Annotated in this window: 16 protein-coding genes; 13 read left to right on the top strand and 3 right to left on the bottom strand. The window is 68.1% G+C overall.

Annotated features, from left to right (window positions below):
- From rplO to truA, 11 genes are all read left to right on the top strand, one after another.
- On the top strand, positions 1 to 456 hold the full coding sequence (rplO, locus tag ACWD11_RS02775) for a 50S ribosomal protein L15 (RefSeq protein ID WP_053846784.1): 456 nt from the start codon (positions 1 to 3) through the stop codon (positions 454 to 456).
- A gap of 234 nt (positions 457 to 690) precedes the next feature.
- Complete coding sequence (secY, locus tag ACWD11_RS02770; protein ID WP_250070977.1) at positions 691 to 2,004, top strand: preprotein translocase subunit SecY; 1,314 nt, start codon at positions 691 to 693, stop codon at positions 2,002 to 2,004.
- The gene (locus ACWD11_RS02765; protein ID WP_389415424.1) at positions 2,004 to 2,666 is read left to right on the top strand and encodes an adenylate kinase; all 663 of its coding nucleotides are present in this window, start codon (positions 2,004 to 2,006) and stop codon (positions 2,664 to 2,666) included. The genes secY and ACWD11_RS02765 overlap by 1 nt, the downstream gene beginning before the upstream one ends.
- Before the next feature lie 148 nt (positions 2,667 to 2,814).
- Positions 2,815 to 3,651, top strand: a complete 837-nt coding sequence (map, locus tag ACWD11_RS02760) for a type I methionyl aminopeptidase (protein ID WP_389415639.1) — start codon at positions 2,815 to 2,817, stop codon at positions 3,649 to 3,651.
- Positions 3,652 to 3,846: 195 nt separating this feature from the next.
- Entirely contained in the window at positions 3,847 to 4,068 is a 222-nt protein-coding gene (infA, locus tag ACWD11_RS02755) for a translation initiation factor IF-1 (RefSeq protein ID WP_003948620.1), read from the top strand.
- A 59-nt stretch (positions 4,069 to 4,127) separates the two neighbouring features.
- The gene (gene rpmJ / locus ACWD11_RS02750) at positions 4,128 to 4,241 is read left to right on the top strand and encodes a 50S ribosomal protein L36 (protein ID WP_003974245.1); all 114 of its coding nucleotides are present in this window, start codon (positions 4,128 to 4,130) and stop codon (positions 4,239 to 4,241) included.
- A 193-nt stretch (positions 4,242 to 4,434) separates the two neighbouring features.
- Positions 4,435 to 4,815, top strand: a complete 381-nt coding sequence (rpsM, locus tag ACWD11_RS02745) for a 30S ribosomal protein S13 (protein ID WP_389415423.1) — start codon at positions 4,435 to 4,437, stop codon at positions 4,813 to 4,815.
- Positions 4,816 to 4,881: 66 nt separating this feature from the next.
- Positions 4,882 to 5,286: a 30S ribosomal protein S11 gene (gene rpsK / locus ACWD11_RS02740; RefSeq protein WP_003956432.1), complete on the top strand. Its 405-nt coding sequence runs from the start codon at positions 4,882 to 4,884 to the stop codon at positions 5,284 to 5,286.
- Positions 5,287 to 5,416: 130 nt separating this feature from the next.
- Positions 5,417 to 6,439 carry a DNA-directed RNA polymerase subunit alpha gene (locus ACWD11_RS02735; protein WP_003966937.1) on the top strand — a complete coding sequence of 341 codons (1,023 nt, stop codon included), beginning with the start codon at positions 5,417 to 5,419 and terminating at the stop codon, positions 6,437 to 6,439.
- 84 nt (positions 6,440 to 6,523) lie between these two features.
- The gene (gene rplQ, locus ACWD11_RS02730) at positions 6,524 to 7,033 is read left to right on the top strand and encodes a 50S ribosomal protein L17 (protein ID WP_389415422.1); all 510 of its coding nucleotides are present in this window, start codon (positions 6,524 to 6,526) and stop codon (positions 7,031 to 7,033) included.
- Between the two features lie 143 nt (positions 7,034 to 7,176).
- Positions 7,177 to 8,019, top strand: a complete 843-nt coding sequence (gene truA / locus ACWD11_RS02725) for a tRNA pseudouridine(38-40) synthase TruA (RefSeq protein WP_451280856.1) — start codon at positions 7,177 to 7,179, stop codon at positions 8,017 to 8,019.
- A gap of 42 nt (positions 8,020 to 8,061) precedes the next feature.
- Here truA and ACWD11_RS02720 read toward each other — a convergent pair whose 3' ends face one another.
- Positions 8,062 to 9,867 (bottom strand): hypothetical protein, encoded by a 1,806-nt coding sequence (locus ACWD11_RS02720; RefSeq protein WP_451280854.1) that lies wholly within the window; start codon positions 9,865 to 9,867, stop codon positions 8,062 to 8,064.
- A 239-nt stretch (positions 9,868 to 10,106) separates the two neighbouring features.
- Between ACWD11_RS02720 and ACWD11_RS02715 the strand changes: the two genes are divergently transcribed.
- Complete coding sequence (locus ACWD11_RS02715; protein ID WP_451280852.1) at positions 10,107 to 11,501, top strand: polysaccharide deacetylase family protein; 1,395 nt, start codon at positions 10,107 to 10,109, stop codon at positions 11,499 to 11,501.
- Between the two features lie 3 nt (positions 11,502 to 11,504).
- On the opposite strand, the gene ACWD11_RS02710 is transcribed toward ACWD11_RS02715, so the two are convergent.
- Together ACWD11_RS02710 and ACWD11_RS02705 are read right to left on the bottom strand one after the other, a co-directional pair.
- Entirely contained in the window at positions 11,505 to 13,427 is a 1,923-nt protein-coding gene (locus tag ACWD11_RS02710) for a glycosyltransferase (RefSeq protein WP_451280850.1), read from the bottom strand.
- Positions 13,424 to 14,695, bottom strand: a complete 1,272-nt coding sequence (locus ACWD11_RS02705; RefSeq protein ID WP_451280848.1) for a nucleotide sugar dehydrogenase — start codon at positions 14,693 to 14,695, stop codon at positions 13,424 to 13,426. The genes ACWD11_RS02710 and ACWD11_RS02705 overlap by 4 nt, the downstream gene beginning before the upstream one ends.
- Before the next feature lie 289 nt (positions 14,696 to 14,984).
- Here ACWD11_RS02705 and ACWD11_RS02700 point away from each other — a divergent pair, with 289 nt between their 5' ends.
- On the top strand, positions 14,985 to 16,406 hold the full coding sequence (locus ACWD11_RS02700; RefSeq protein WP_389415416.1) for a cellulose binding domain-containing protein: 1,422 nt from the start codon (positions 14,985 to 14,987) through the stop codon (positions 16,404 to 16,406).
- The last annotated feature ends 2 nt before the right edge of the window (positions 16,407 to 16,408 follow it).

The raw sequence follows: 16,408 nt of genomic DNA, 5'->3' as shown, positions 1-16,408 counted from the left end.
ATGGCGGAGAACAACCCGCTCAAGATCCACAACCTCCGTCCGGCTCCCGGCGCCAAGACCGCCAAGACCCGTGTCGGTCGTGGTGAGGCGTCGAAGGGTAAGACGGCCGGTCGTGGCACCAAGGGCACCAAGGCCCGTTACCAGGTTCCGGAGCGCTTCGAGGGCGGGCAGATGCCCCTCCACATGCGCCTCCCGAAGCTCAAGGGCTTCAAGAACCCGTTCAAGACCGAGTACCAGGTCGTGAACCTCGACAAGCTGGCCTCGCTCTACCCCGAGGGTGGCGAGGTCACCGTCGAGGGTCTGGTGGCCAAGGGTGCCGTTCGCAAGAACAGCCTCGTCAAGGTCCTCGGCCAGGGCGAGATCTCCGTGGCGCTGCAGGTGACGGTCGACGCCGTCTCCGGCTCCGCCAAGGAGAAGATCACCGCCGCCGGCGGTACCGTCACCGAGCTCGTCTGAACACATCAGGCGTCTCGATGACTTGAGCGATCCCGACCGGGGATACCCCACAAATGGGGTATCCCCGGTTGGTCGTTCCTAGGGTGGCAGTCTCGCGGGTAAGGTGGCCTGCACTGCCAACTTTTACTGGGTGCTTCACATGCGGCACTCTGAGCGGCAGTTGACCGTTACCTAATCGTCGAACCTCAAGACCGTCACCCTTGACGCAGTAGCGCGGGGGTCGCAGGAGGCACCGTGCTCACCGCGTTCGCCCGGGCGTTCAAGACGCCCGACCTGCGCAAGAAGCTGCTCTTCACGCTCGGCATCATCGTGATCTACCGGATCGGTACGCATGTACCGATCCCCGGTGTCGATTACACGTCCGTCCAGCAGTGTGTGGACGAGGCGTCCGGCAACCAGGGCCTGTTCGGTCTGGTCAACATGTTCAGTGGCGGCGCGCTGCTGCAGATCACGGTCTTCGCGCTGGGCATCATGCCGTACATCACGGCGAGCATCATTCTGCAGCTGCTGACCGTGGTGATCCCGCGACTGGAGGCCCTGAAGAAGGAGGGCCAGGCCGGTACGGCGAAGATCACGCAGTACACCCGTTACCTGACAGTGGCGCTCGCCATCCTGCAGGGCACCGGCCTCGTCGCCACCGCCCGCAGCGGCGCCCTCTTCTCCGGCTGCACGGTCGCCGGCCAGATCGTCCCGGACCGCTCGATCTTCGTCACCGTCACCATGGTCATCACGATGACCGCCGGTACGGCCATGGTCATGTGGCTCGGTGAGCTGATCACCGACCGCGGCATCGGCAACGGCATGTCGATCCTGATGTTCATCTCGATCGCCGCCACCTTCCCGTCCGCGCTGTGGGCCATCAAGACGCAGGGCAGCCTGGCCGACGGCTGGATCGAGTTCGGCACCGTCATGCTCGTCGGGTTCGTCATGGTCGGCCTGGTCGTCTTCGTCGAGCAGGCCCAGCGCCGCGTTCCCGTGCAGTACGCGAAGCGCATGATCGGGCGCCGTTCCTACGGTGGTACGTCCACGTACATCCCGCTGAAGGTGAACCAGGCGGGTGTGATTCCCGTCATCTTCGCCTCGTCGCTGCTCTACATCCCGGCACTGATCGCGCAGTTCTCGAGCGGTACTTCGGGCTGGAAATCCTGGATCGAAGCGAATCTCGTCACAGGCGACCATCCGATTTACATCACTGTGTACTTCTTGCTCATCGTTTTCTTTGCGTTCTTCTATGTGGCGATCTCCTTCAACCCCGAGGAAGTCGCCGACAACATGAAGAAGTATGGTGGCTTCATCCCGGGCATCCGGGCTGGCCGACCGACCGCTGAGTACCTGAGCTACGTGCTCAACCGGATCACTTGGCCGGGTTCGCTGTATCTGGGTCTGATCGCTCTCGTCCCGACGATTGCGTTGGCCGGTTTCGGCGCCAACCAGAACTTCCCGTTCGGTGGCACCAGCATCCTGATCATCGTGGGTGTCGGTCTCGAGACCGTGAAGCAGATCGAGAGCCAGCTCCAGCAGCGCAATTACGAAGGGTTCCTCCGCTGATGCGAATCGTCCTCGTCGGGCCGCCGGGCGCCGGTAAGGGAACGCAAGCCACGCGCCTTGCCGAGAAGCTGAACATCCCGCACATCTCCACGGGCGACCTGTTCCGCGCCAACATCAGCCGGCAGACGGAGCTCGGGAAGCTCGCGAAGTCCTACATGGACGCGGGCAATCTCGTGCCGGACGAGGTCACCATCGCGATGGCCAAGGACCGCATGGAGCAGCCGGACGCCGAGGGCGGTTTCCTGCTGGACGGCTTTCCGCGGAATGTGTCCCAGGCCGAGGCGCTGGACGAGCTGCTGACCACCGAGGGCATCACCCTGGACGCGGTGCTGGACCTGGAGGCCCCGGAGGAGGAGGTCGTCAAGCGGATCGCCGGCCGGCGCATCTGCCGCAACGACTCCGCGCACGTCTTCCACGTCTCGTACAAGAAGCCGGCCAAGGAAGGCGTCTGTGACGTCTGCGGCGGCGAGCTGTACCAGCGGGACGACGACTCCGAGGCGACCGTCCGGACGCGGCTGGAGGTCTACCACACGCAGACCGAGCCGATCATCGACTACTACAAGGCGCAGGGTCTGGTCGTGACGATCGAGGCCATGGGTCAGGTGGACGAGGTCACGGGCCGGGCGCTGGCCGCGCTGAAGCGCGAGGGCGCCTCGCAGTAGGTCTTTGTACGGTGCGACAGCCGCGGTTCCCTTGTCAGGGGGCCGCGGCTGCTGCGTGGGCGGTCCCGCTCCGGCGGCACGGCCGCGCGTGGCCGCCCGTATGGTTGAGGTAGTCCCCTTCGCCGGTTCCAGAAAGGCCCCCGCCGCCATGGTGCAGATCAAGACCCCCGAGCAGATCGCCAAGATGCGTGAGGCGGGACTGGTCGTCGCGGCCATTCATGCGGCGACCCGGGAGGCCGCGGTGCCCGGGGCCAGCACCAAGGACCTGGACGAGGTCGCGCGCAAGGTGCTCGCCGAGCACGGGGCCAAGTCGAACTTCCTCGGCTACGGCGGGTTCCCGGCGACGATCTGCACCTCCGTGAACGAGGTCGTCGTCCACGGCATCCCGTCCGACGAGGTCGTCCTGAAGGACGGGGACGTCATCTCCATCGACTGCGGCGCGATCGTGGACGGCTGGCACGGAGACGCCGCCTACACGGCGTTCGTGGGGTCCGGTCACGCCCCGGAGCTGGTCGAGCTCTCGCGGGTGACCGAGGAGTCGATGTGGGCCGGGATCGCGGCGATGAAGCCGGGCAACCGGCTCGTCGACATCTCCCGGGCCATCGAGACCTACATCCGCCGCCAGCCCAAGGTCGGCGGCGGTCGCTACGGCATCATCGAGGACTACGGCGGCCACGGCATCGGCACCGAGATGCACATGGACCCGCACCTGCTGAACTACGTCGAGCGCCGGCGCGGCAAGGGCCCGAAGCTGGTGCCGGGCTTCTGCCTGGCCATCGAGCCGATGGTCTCCCTCGGCACCCCGAAGACCGAGGTCCTCGAGGACGACTGGACGGTCATCACCACGGACGGCACCTGGTCCTCGCACTGGGAGCATTCCGTCGCGCTGACGGAGCAGGGTCCGCTGGTCCTGACGGCCCCGGACGGCGGCAAGGCGAAGCTGGCGGAGTACGGAATCACTGCCGCGCCGGATCCGCTGGCCTGAGCGGCTCGGGGGCCTGGAGTGCGGTTTTCTGTGCCCCTGGGTTCGCGTGCTTAATGATCTGTGTGGCAGGGCAGACTTGGTCGATTCGTGTTTCCGGGTGCGCTGTCGTAGACTGACTCGTCGGCTCTTGTGTACCCGCATGTCTGCATGCGCTCGCACTGAGTCGATCAAGGTAGTCGATTCGAAGGGCGAAGCGTGGCCAAGAAGCAAGGTGCCATCGAGATCGAGGGCACTGTCGTCGAGTCTCTTCCGAACGCCATGTTCAAGGTCGAGCTCCAGAACGGCCACCAGGTCCTGGCACACATCAGCGGCAAGATGCGCATGCACTACATCCGCATCCTCCCTGACGACCGGGTCGTGGTGGAGCTGTCTCCGTACGACCTGACGCGTGGCCGGATCGTCTACCGCTACAAGTAGATCTTGCCCGCGCTCCGTTTCGGCGGGGTGATGGCACTGACCCGGAGAACCTCAATCCCATGAAGGTCAAGCCGAGCGTCAAGAAGATCTGCGACAAGTGCAGGGTGATCCGCCGTCACGGTCGGGTCATGGTCATCTGCGACAACCCGCGCCACAAGCAGCGCCAGGGCTGACGCACGACCTTTCCCTCTGCACTTCTTTCGCAGAGACTTCGCGCGACGCAAGCTGAATTTGTTCATACGCAGAACCCAGGCGAGCGATCGTCTGACACCCCCGGTTCGGAGGCCGGGGACCCAGTTCGTACCTGGTACGGCGGCTGGGAATCGGTTCTGCGGAAGACCTCCGAAGATCACCAGGAGCCATTGAATGGCACGCGTTTCCGGTGTTGACATCCCGCGCGACAAGCGCGTGGAGGTTGCCCTCACCTACGTGTTCGGCATCGGTCGGACCCTCTCCCAGGCGACGCTGGCTGCGACCGGCGTCGACCCGAACACCCGCGTTCGCGACCTCTCCGAGGAGCAGCTCGTCGCGATTCGTGAGTACGTCGACAGCAACATCAAGACCGAGGGTGACCTCCGCCGTGAGGTCCAGGCCGACATCCGCCGCAAGGTCGAGATCGGCTGCTACCAGGGTCTGCGGCACCGCCGTGGCCTGCCCGTCCGCGGTCAGCGCACCAGCACCAACGCCCGCACCCGCAAGGGCCCGCGTCGCGCCATCGCCGGCAAGAAGAAGCCGGGCAAGAAGTAGTCCTCAGCGGACTTCGCAGTCCAGCGGTCTTCGCTGTAGGACCGACCACCTCCCGTAGGAGTACAGATGCCCCCCAAGGGTCGTCAGGGCGCTGCCAAGAAGGTGCGCCGCAAGGAAAAGAAGAACGTCGCTCACGGCCACGCGCACATCAAGAGCACGTTCAACAACACCATCGTCTCGATCACGGACCCCTCGGGCAACGTGATCTCCTGGGCCTCCGCCGGCCACGTCGGCTTCAAGGGCTCCCGGAAGTCGACGCCGTTCGCCGCGCAGATGGCCGCCGAGTCGGCTGCCCGCCGCGCCCAGGAGCACGGCATGCGCAAGGTCGACGTGTTCGTTAAGGGCCCGGGTTCCGGTCGTGAGACCGCCATCCGTTCGCTCCAGGCGACCGGTCTCGAGGTCGGCTCCATCCAGGACGTCACCCCGACCCCGCACAACGGCTGCCGTCCGCCGAAGCGACGCCGCGTCTGACGCGTCGCGCCGCTTCGCGCGGGCTGGGTCTTCGGGCGGTACGGCTCCTTCGAGTCGTATCGCCCGTACCCTTGTCACATATCAGGGCGTCAAATAGCGGGCGCCCCTGACAGAAGGATCTGATCCACACATGCTGATCGCTCAGCGTCCGTCGTTGACCGAAGAGGTCGTCGACGAATTCCGCTCCCGGTTCGTGATCGAGCCGCTGGAGCCGGGCTTCGGTTACACCCTCGGCAACTCCCTGCGCCGTACCCTCCTGTCCTCCATCCCCGGCGCGGCTGTCACCAGCATCCGCATCGACGGCGTGCTGCACGAGTTCACCACCGTGCCGGGCGTCAAGGAGGACGTCACCGACCTGATCCTCAACATCAAGCAGCTGGTCGTCTCCTCGGAGCACGACGAGCCGGTCGTGATGTACCTGCGCAAGCAGGGCCCGGGTCTGGTCACCGCCGCCGACATCGCGCCCCCGGCCGGTGTCGAGGTGCACAACCCCGACCTGGTCCTCGCCACGCTCAACGGCAAGGGCAAGCTGGAGATGGAGCTGACGGTCGAGCGCGGCCGCGGTTACGTCTCCGCCGTGCAGAACAAGCAGGTGGGCCAGGAGATCGGCCGTATCCCGGTCGACTCCATCTACTCGCCGGTGCTCAAGGTCACGTACAAGGTCGAGGCGACCCGTGTCGAGCAGCGCACCGACTTCGACAAGCTGATCGTCGACGTCGAGACCAAGCAGGCGATGCGTCCGCGTGACGCGATGGCCTCCGCCGGTAAGACCCTGGTCGAGCTGTTCGGTCTCGCCCGCGAGCTGAACATCGACGCCGAGGGCATCGACATGGGCCCGTCCCCCACGGACGCCGCCCTCGCCGCCGATCTGGCGCTGCCGATCGAGGAGCTGGAGCTCACGGTCCGCTCCTACAACTGCCTCAAGCGTGAGGGCATCCACTCCGTGGGTGAGCTCGTGGCGCGTTCCGAGGCCGACCTGCTGGACATCCGCAACTTCGGTGCGAAGTCCATCGACGAGGTCAAGGCGAAGCTGGCCGGCATGGGCCTGGCCCTCAAGGACAGCCCGCCCGGATTCGACCCCACGGCCGCTGCCGACGCCTTCGGCGCCGACGACGACGCGGACGCGGGTTTCGTGGAGACCGAGCAGTACTGATCGGTCGTTGCCGGTGAGCATCCGCTCACCGGGTTCCTGACCCCGGTACCTGATACGGCCGGGGCAGACACACAGGAGAAAGAAATGCCGAAGCCCACCAAGGGTGCCCGTCTGGGCGGCAGTGCCGCGCACGAGAAGCTGCTCCTCGCGAACCTGGCGAAGAGCCTCTTCGAGCACGGCCGCATCACCACCACCGAGGCGAAGGCCCGCCGGCTGCGCCCGTACGCCGAGCGTCTGGTCACCAAGGCGAAGAAGGGCGACCTTCACAACCGCCGTCAGGTGCTCCAGGTGATCACGGACAAGAGCATCGTCCACACGCTCTTCACCGAGATCGGCCCGCGCTACGAGAACCGCCCGGGTGGCTACACCCGTATCACCAAGATCGGTAACCGCCGTGGCGACAACGCGCCCATGGCTGTCATCGAGCTGGTGGAGGCGCTGACCGTGGCGCAGGAGGCGACCGGCGAGGCGGAGGCCGCGACGAAGCGGGCCGCCAAGGACGCGGAGACGCCGGCTGCGGAGGAGAAGAAGGTCGACGTGGCCAAGGCCGATGAGGCCGAGGAGACGTCTGCCGAGGAGTCGAAGGACGCGTAAGCGTCTGCCGGGTCCTGTTGGTCGGCGGCCGCGGCCTTGTCGTGGTTGCTCGCGCAGTTCCCCGCGCCCCTTCGGGGCGCTCAGCGGGTCCGTTCCTTTCGAGGGGCGGGCCCGCTTTTGTGTGGTGTGGAGAGGATCTCTGGGTGAGTGACGACGTACAGCCCGGGTTCGTGCGGGTGCGGCTGGACCTGTCGTACGACGGGACCGAGTTTTCCGGGTGGGCCAAGCAGGCCGGGGGGCGGCGGACCGTGCAGGGGGAGGTCGAGGCCGCGTTGCGGACCGTGACGCGGTCGAAGGAGACGTACGACCTGACGGTGGCCGGCCGGACGGACGCCGGGGTGCATGCGCGGGGGCAGGTGGCGCATGTGGATCTGCCCGCCGCGTTGTGGGAGGAGCACCGGGAGAAGCTGGTCAAGCGGCTCGCGGGGCGGCTGCCCAAGGATGTGCGGGTGTGGGCGCTGAGCGAGGCTCCGGACGGGTTCAACGCGCGGTTCGCGGCGCTGTGGCGGCGGTACGTCTACCGGGTCGCCGACCGGCCGGGCGGGGTGGATCCGCTGCTGCGCAGTCATGTGCTGTGGCACGACTGGGACTTGGACGTCGCGGTGATGGACGCCGCCGCCAAGTCCCTCGTCGGGGAGCATGACTTCGCCGCCTACGCGAAGAAGCGTGAGGGGGCCTCGACCGTCCGGGAGATCTTCGACTTCGAGGTGCGGCGGACCGCCGACGGGGTCGTCGAGATCGAGGTCCGGGCCGACGCCTTCTGCCACAACCAAGTGCGGTCCATGGTGGGGGCGTTGCTGTTCGTCGGCGACGGGCACCGCGGGGTGGAGTGGCCGCGGAAGGTGCTCGACGCGCGGCTGCGGGACAGTGCCGTGCATGTCGTACGGCCGCACGGGCTGACCCTGGAAGAGGTCGCCTACCCGGCCGCCGATCAGCTCGCCGAGCGGCAGCGGCAGGCTCGGCGGGTGCGGGGGCAGGTGCACTGAAAGGGGGCCCCGCAATCCCGCGGGGCCCCCTTTCGGCGGGCGTCAGTCCTGCGTGCGGGGGCGCTTGCGCAGCCGCGTCGCGGCCCAGCCGAGACCGACCAGGGCCGCGGCCGCCCCGGCCAGGGTGCCGATGCCCGCGGCGCCGGTCAGGGCGAGGCTGCCCGAGTCGCCCTGGGTGTCGGTGCCTCCGGTGCCGCCGGTGCTGCCGGTGCCGCCGGTCGTGGTGTCGGACGTGCCGGACGGGCTCGGGGACGGGGAGGCGGTCGCGCCCTCCTCGGTCACCTCGACGGTGAAGCGGATTCCGGCGTCGCCGGCCGTCGCGAGGACGTTGTACGTGCCCGGCTCCTGGCCCGCGACCAGCTCGGTGGCGGTGGCCTCGCCCTCGGCGTCGGTGGTGACGCTCACGGACTGCTCGCCCTCGAACGTCGGGGCCTCATCGGTGTTGCTCTCGACGCTGAACTCCACCTCGGTGTCGGCCGCCGAAGTACCGTGCTTGGTCACCTTGACGGTCAGCGGCTCGGCGAAGGCCTCACCGGGGGCCGCCTGCTGGTCGTCGCCGCCCGTGATCTCGACGGCGTGGCTCAGTTCCGCGACGTGGGCGGTGAACGTCGTGGAGGCGTCACCGGAGGTCGCGCGGACCGTGAAGGCGCCCTCCTTCTCCTCGGTGATGACGCGGGGGGACTCGGCGCGTCCCTGGGCGTCCGTGTACACCTCGGCCGGGGTGGAGTCGTCCCACCGCACGCCGAGGCCGTTCGGGTCCTCCAGGGTGTAGGTCACCTTCTGGTCGGGCAGCGGCTCCCCGTCCTTGTTCCGGGCCACGACGACCATCGGGTCGGAGACGTCGAACGGATCAATGGTCTGATCGTCACCGGACTCCCGGGTCAGCCCGGACACCACGGGGATGCCCTTGGGGTCCTTCCACTGGAAGACCACACGGCCGTCGCCGCCGCGGGAGTTGGAGCCGCCCTGGCCGATGCCGGAGAGGTCGGGCGTGTTGTCGTCGAGCGGGTTGTGCACCCAGAACGGGTCGTCCTTCGCCGCCGGGTAGGACGTGTTGCTGCTCACCAGGCGTACGTCGGAGGTGTGCTCGGCGTCGACGTAGCTGGAGCCGCCACCGCCGCTGCCGGCGTCGCCCTTCGCCTCCCGGGCGCCGCCGCCACCGCCACCCGCGTACCCCGCGCCGCCACCGCCCGCCTTGGCGCCGCCGTCACCACCGGCACCGCCCTGCGTGTGATCGGCACCGGGCTTGCCGCCCTCGGCACCGGCCGCGCCGCCCTGGCCGCCCTTCGCGCCCTTGCCACCGAAGTCGCCGCCGCCGGCGTCGCCGCCATCGGGAGCGCCACCGTCTCCACCGCTGCCCAGGTCATGGCTGCCGGTCCCGCCGCCGCCACCGCCGGCGGCGATGAACAGCGCGGTGCCGTCCGCGGCGCGGACCGCGGTGCTCGCGCCGCCGCCCCCGCCCCAGCTGTCCGCGCCGCCCTTGCCGCCGAGCGCGTCGCCGTAGAGCTTGCCGCCGATGCGCACGCCGCCGACCTTGACGGTCAGGTGCTCACCGGGGGTGACGTCCAGCGTGCCCCCCACATACGCGGCATTGCCGCCGCCGGCGAAGGCATTGCCGTCGCCGCCCATGCCCCAGCCGCGGAAGTCCAGCTCCTCGACCCCGGCCGGGACCTGGAAGTCCACGGCCGCGCCCGAGTGGTCGAAGATCTTGCAGTGGGTGAAGCCCTCCGTCGGCTTGCACGGTGCGGTCCCGGCCGCGGCGGCCGGGAAGGCCCCGCCGGCTCCCAGACCCGCCACCAGCAGTGCGGCCGCGGCAGTGAAGCGCAGGCCGACTGAACCCCTGTTCATGAACCCTCCGGTGTCATACGTACACAGCCCCCCCGGGGGCCTGCGAAGTGTCGTGGTGAGGCGGCGAGATTCCCCTGTCTCGTCCAGGCCCTTGAAAAATGAAGGTAGGACCGAAAGCATCAACCTCACGTGTTCTACTGTGAGTTTACTGTCACACTGGTCTCATTGAACACATGAATAAGTGAACGCTTTTGACGAACGAGGGCATTTTGAGAAGAGGTAAAAGGGGCTCCGCTCCGATGGGGCGGCGTTCCGCGCTGCGGGCCATGGGGTTCGGGGGCCTGGTCACGGTGGGTGGCATAGGCGCGCTGGCCACCGCGGACGCGGCTCCGGCCGAGGGCCTCGGGGTGCCGCCGTACGCGCCGACCGGAGTGCGGCCGCGCTATCGCCGGGCGACCTGGAGCCAGCAGTTCCAGTCGGGGCACGGCTGGACGGCGGGGGGCACCGGGACCGCCTCGTCGAACCCGGCCGACACCGCCGTCTTCACCCGGGGGACGTCCTCGGTCCGGGTGACCACCGCGGGCACCGGGGTGCAGTCGTACGTCCGCAAGACCGGCATGACCGCCATGGACCTCAGCGGCAAGATGATCCGGCTGATCTTCCGGGTCTCGGACGCCGCCCACCTCAGCCGGATCGTCTTCTACCTGGGCAGCTCCGGGCTGAAGAACGCCTTCAGCTGGCGGGTGCACACCCACTCCGGCACCGGGGCCAACTACGTGCAGTCCGGGGAGTGGGTGACGGTTCACCTGCAGTGGGCGGACGTGGCCGCCGCGTCCGGCACGTACACGCTCTCCGCGGCGGGCGAGCCGTCGGTGCGGACGGGCTTCACCGACATGTCCTTCGCGGTCTACGACGACGCGGCGGCACCGGTGACGTACCACCTCCAGGCGGTCGAGCTGGTGCCCGACACCGAAGCCGTCTTCCCCAAGGGCGTGGTGTCCATCACCTTCGACGACTCGCACAAGTCGGTGCACGATCTGGCCCGTCCGGTCATGGACCCGTACGGCATGCCGGGCACGCTGTACAACATCGCCGATGTGATCGGCACCGGCTCCTTCGTGACCCTCGGCCAGATGCGCTCGCTCCAGGACTCCTCCGGCTGGGAGATGGCCGGGCACTCCTACGCCAACGCCACGCACACGGCGAGTTACCCCAAGCTCACCGCCCAGCAGGTCGACGCGGATTTCGCAAAGCTGCGGGAATGGCTCGTCGGCAACGGATTCACCAGCGAGCACTTCGCCTATCCGCACGGCGCATTTCAGAAGACCACCGACGGGGTGCCCGTCGATCTGCTCGCCGCCCGCCACTTCACCACCGCGCGCTCGATCATTTCCGAGACCATCGAGAGCTTTGCGCCGGCCATGCCCTACCGGCTCAAAGCGCTGACCGGAATCACCGACGGAACGGGAATCGGCGGCACCGCGCTGAGCAAGGTGGTCGGCACGGGCGGAGCGCTGGACCGCTGTGCCAACAGCGGCAGTTGGCTGATCCTGTGCCTGCACAAGATCGTGGCCGGTACGCCGGCGGCGAGCACCGAGATCAGCCAGGCCGGTCTGCGCACGCTGATGGCGGAGATCGACAAGCGCGAGATCGAGGTGCTCACCGTCCAGGAGGCGATGGCGTACTACGCCTGACGGCTAGCGGCGGTCGTTGAACCAGCCGTCGTCCTGGTGCTCCGGGGCGTACGGCTGGTTCTCCGGGGGCCACTGCTGTTGCTGTTGCTGCGGCGGCTGTTGCTGTTGTTGCTGGTACGGACCCTGCGGCTGCTGCGGGACGTAGGGCTGCTGGCCCTGGTGGCCCTGCCACTGGTCGTACCCCTGCTGCTGGTGCTGCGGCTGCTGCTGGTACGGACCCTGCGGTCGGCCGCCGTACGGCTGCGGCTGCTGCTGGTACTGCGGCTGTTGCTGCTGGTACTGCGGTGTGATGTAGCCCTGCTCGGGGATCGGCTGCGGCTCTGTCACGCCGTTCCACGCCACCTGCTGCTGGGGCGCGTTGCGGCCCATGTCGTGCAGCTCGCCCTGGGTGTGGCCGGTGTAGGCGTGGGCCATGCCGTTGGGGTTGCGCGGGGAGGCGTGCGGGGCCGTACGGGCGAGGGCGATGCCCTCCAGGCGCATCATCTCGATCGTGGAGGAGACCTGCTGGGACGAGTACTCGTCCTCTTCCTCGTAGACCGCGGAGACGTCCTGCTCGTGGTCGCCGGCGACCGAGACCTCGACGCCGCCCTGACGGGTGCCCCAGCTGCCCTTGTGCAGGGTGAGCAGGGCGTAGAAGCGCAGCGGGGTCAGCAGGAGCAGCTGGATGACGCCGTACAGCGGGGCCAGCAGGAACATGCCGAAGCGTTTGATGAAGCCCATGCCGCGGCGGGGGAAGTCCAGGTACCGGACGTTGCGCAGGTACCCCATGAGGACCATGAAGACCAGGTAGTCGCCGATGTGGTTGACGAACCGCTCCGGCTGCATGATCGGCAGGATGACCATGGAGTAGAACATCGCCGAGCCGAAGACCAGCCACAGCGCCAGTTCCATGCAGGTCAGCCAAAAGGCGGGCCGGAACTTCTTCTGGTTCCTGAAGGCCCACAGGGACTCGCGGAAGAAGGACTTGTTCCAGCGGACCTGCTGGCGCAGGAAGTGCGGCAGCTTCTCGGGGACGGCGGTGTAGCCGACGGCCGTCTCCTGGAAGACGACCTGGCCCTCCATCAGGCAGTAGTTCGTCATGCGCCGGTCGTCGCCGAAGACGGCCGGCTTGCCGAGGAACTGCTGGTTGAGGAAGTCCGGCAGGTACTTGCGCACCAGCGTGCCGCGGTACACCGAGAGCGCGCCGCAGCAGCAGAGCACCGACTTCAGCCGGGAGTACGCGGCCCGCTCGAACAGGAACGAGTTGCCGTACCGCAGGTCCTGCAGGCGCGTGAAGATGTTGCTGTCGTGGTTGAGCGCGAGGACCATGCCCGTGGAGGCCATGATCTTCGGGTCGGCCATGGGCAGCAGCAGCTCACGGACGGTGTCCCGGGACAGGATCGTGTCCGAGTCCACGCACAGGAACAGGTCGGTGTACGGCGCCGCCTCGAAGCCGAGGGCGAGGGCCTCGCGCTTGCCCTTGTTCTCGGGCTGCACGCTGACCGTGTACTTCACGCCCTGCGCCTCGAACTCGCGGCGCATCTTCTTCGCCGCCTTGATGCCGGAGTTGTCGGCGCTGGCGTCGTCGATGATGTGGATCTCGTTGGGGAGCCGGCTCTGCGCGAGAAGGCTGCGCATGCCCTGCTCGAACATCACCGGGTCCTCGTTGTAGATCGGGATGACCGCGGTGACCCAGGAGTTGTCCAGCAGCATCAGCTCCTCGCGGTCCGCCTTGGCGGGCCGGTAGAAGAGTGCACCGAACATCTTGAGGGCGAGCAGCCCGAGCGCGCCGAACGAGTAGTAGTGGAGCGAGTCCGGGTCGAGCTTGGTGACGATGACGGCGGCGATGGCGAGGAAGAAGAAGTACGAGACCTTCAGATGCCGTCGGCGCTTGTGACGGCGGCGGCCGTCGGTGTCGACGGCCCCCGGTATGTAGGCGTCGGTCACAGCTTGACCACCTGGGGATGGTCGGCCGACCTGCCGCGCGTGTCGAAGAGCAGGCGGCACCGGTCGGCCAGCGCGTCCAGGTCGAGCTCGCTGTGCTGCTGGAGAAGGATGGTCAGGTCGGCGTCGGCCGCACCGGCGAGGTAGTCCTCGACCCGGGGCACCGCGGTGCCCTCGACGGTCCAGCCCTCGACGCGGGGGTCGTAGTACGCGAGGTCGGCGCCGCGCTCGAGCAGCAGCTCGGCCACGTCCACCGCGGGGCTCTCCCGCTGGTCGGAGATGTCCGGCTTGTAGGTGACGCCGAGCAGGAGGACGCGCGAGCCGCGGATCGGCTTGCCCTGCTGGTTGAGCAGGTCGGCCGCGCGGGCGACGACATGGGCGGGCATCCGCTGGTTGATCTCCTGGGCCAGTTCCACGAATCGGAACGGTATACCGAGCGAACGCACCTTGTAAGAAAGGTAGTTCGGGTCGATCGGGATGCAGTGGCCGCCGACGCCGGGGCCCGGGTAGAAGGGCGCGAAGCCGAAGGGCTTGCTGGAGGCGCAGCGGATGGAGTCCCAGAGGTCGACACCGATCTCACGGCAGAACATCGCCATCTCGTTGACGAGCGCGATGTTCACGTGCCGGTAGGTGTTCTCCAGCAGCTTGGCCATCTCGGCTTCACGCGTGCCCTTGGCCTCCACCACGCTGCCCACGAAGCGCTCGTACAGCGCGCGGGCCGCCTTGGTGCAGTCCGGGGTGGTGCCGCCGACGACCTTGGGCGTGTTCTCCAGGCCGTAGGTCGGGTTCCCCGGGTCGATGCGCTCGGGGGAGAAGGCGAGGTAGAAGTCGACGCCCGCCGTCAGGCCGCCGGCCTCCAGGCGCGGGCGGACGACCTCGTCGGTGGTGCCCGGGTACGTCGTGGACTCCAGGACGACCAGGGTGCCCGGCTTGAGGTGGGCCGCGATGTCCGCGACGGCGGAGTCCACCGCGCCGAGGTTGGGCGCGCCGTGCTCGGTCAGCGGGGTCGGCACGCAGATGACGACGGCGGCCGCGTCCGCGATGACCTCGGGCGAGGAGACCGCGCGGAAGCCCTGGTCGAGCATGGCGCGTACATCGGCGTCGCTGATGTCGTCGACGTGCGAGGAACCGGAGTTCAGCCCCTGCACCACTGGCTGGCTGCGGTCCAGGCCCACGACCTTGAGGCCGGAAGCGCTTGCTGCCCGGGCAAGGGGCAGCCCGACGTAGCCGAGCCCGATGATCACGAGATCGACAGTGGTGTTTCGGTTCACGGCAATACTTCCCACCCCGGCGCCACCCAGGCCCCCCGGCCCGGGCGCACAGTCATCCATCGAATACAGGAGCGAGAAGGCTAACAGCGACCACACATGTGTTCACAGCTCGCACACCGTCTTTATTGTCACTAGAGGCGCGTACAACCCTTACGCATGGTCATGAGTCGGCTCGTTCGGCGCCGGATTCCGCTTCGAACCGACCCCTGGTGCCGGGCCCGGCGACGGGTACCCTCTTGCCGATTCCATCCGCCGGGCGCACGCCCCGCGCCCCCTGAAGGAGACCTACGTGGCGTCCCGTCGTCAACCCCGCCGGCGTAGTGGCATAGCCCGCGCTTTCAAGGTCCTGCTCGTGGTGGCCGTCCTGGCCGGCGGTGTGCTGGCCGCCAAGCCGCTGTGGAACCACTTCAACCCGGAGGACCCCGAGCTCACGGTCCGCTACCGCACCGAGACCTCCGCCGAGGCCGACGCGGTCCGCCCGTGGCTTGAGGTCTTCAACACCTCCGAGCAGCCGGTCCCGCTGAGCGAGGTCGCCCTGCGGTACTACTTCGCGGCCGACGACGACGCCTCCTACGGCTTCAACTGCGTGGAAGCGGCGGTCGGTTGCGCGAATCTGACCGGTGCCGTGGTCGCCATGGACACGCCGCACGAGGGCGCCGACCACTACCTGGAGCTGGGGTTCACCGAGAAGGCGGGGGTGCTGAAGCCCGGCGCCAACAGCAAGGGCCTGGAGATCCAGCTCTACCGGACCGACCACAAGCCGGTCGACCAGGACGGTGACTGGTCCTACGACGCCTCCAAGAAGACCTACAAGGAGTCCGACCGGATCCCCGCCTACAAGCGCGGCGCCCTGGTGTGGGGCGAGGAGCCCGGCGGCGGGGACGGGAAGACCTCGGCGCAGCCGGTGTCCCGGACCGAGCCGGAGCTGCCCGAGGGCGGCTTCTTCGACGACTTCAACTACCGGGGCCCGAAGGACACCGCGCTGTTCAAGCACGGCTGGCTGGTGCGCACCAGCGAGGGCGGTCCCGGCATCGAGAGCACCTGGACCGCGAAGGGCGTCTCGTTCCCGGGCGACGACGAGGCGCTCGGCGGGCAGGTCCTCAACCTGCGCGCCGCCACCGACGGCACCGAGGCCGGCACCGCGCAGGCGGCCCTCGGCACCAAGGAGGCCAAGTTCCGCACCGGCACCTACGCGGCCCGGATCCACTTCACCGACAAGCCGACGACCGGTGAGAACGGCGACCACATCAACCAGACGTTCTTCACCATCGGCGGCTCGGGCAGCAAGTACGCCGAACTCGACAACGAGTACATGCCGAACGGCGGTTGGGGCGCGCCCGGACCGAAGCTGGACACCACCACCTGGCGCAATGCCGACGAGGGCGACCGCGTCACCAACAAGACCGAGCGGAGCATCGCCGGCTGGCACACCATGGTGATCACGGTCGACAAGAAGTCGGTCACCTACAGCATCGACGGCGAGACCCTCTACCGCAGCGGCGCGGACTACGCCCCCCGCGCGGACATGGCGATCCACTTCAACACCTGGTTCGTGGACCTGCCGTTCGCCGGCGACCGCGCCTGGGACATGAAGGTGGACTGGGTCTACCACCAGGCCGGCGAGAAGCTCACCGCGAAGGAGGCCGAGCAGGCCGCCAAGGAGTTCCAGGGCAACGGCGTCGGCTGGTTCGACACCCTGCCCGCCTCCTGAAC

The sequence above is a fragment of the Streptomyces sp. NPDC002776 genome, from assembly GCF_053592195.1.
Note: the sequence above shows the minus strand (reverse complement) of the source record. Positions and strands in the feature narration are given on the sequence as shown.